Genomic DNA, 358 nt, shown 5'->3' on the forward strand with positions numbered 1-358 from the left:
TCAGTTGGAGGCGGATTGTGCTGCGTTGAAGGCGGACGCGGGGGATATCCGTGATGCCGGTCGGGATGTGCATGCGCAGTTCCAGGGCTTGTCGGCGTATTACCAGGCGCCGGAGGCGGAGCAGCTGTTCGCGACGACGAAGCCGGTGCAGGACAGGGCGGATGCGTTCGCGGACGATCTGGAGACTGTCTCGGGTGCGCTGTCCGCCTACGCCACCGAGATCCGTCCGCTGGTCGACAAGCTGGAGCGGCTGAAGACCGATGCGCAGACGTTCGTCGACTCGGTCAAGGACGATGACGAGTGGGAGTACGACGAGGACAAGGTCGGCGAGCACAACCAGCTGCGTGACGAGATCACG

General features: G+C 64.2%; 1 pseudogene. It reads left to right on the forward strand.

The features are described 5' to 3' along the window. Window positions 1-25: 25 nt before the first annotated feature. Window positions 26-358 (forward strand): annotated as a pseudogene (locus tag KWI83_RS37925) (hypothetical protein); the annotation flags it as partial.

The sequence above is a fragment of the Streptomyces sp. TRM70350 genome, assembly GCF_019219825.1.
GTDB lineage: Bacteria > Actinomycetota > Actinomycetes > Streptomycetales > Streptomycetaceae > Streptomyces.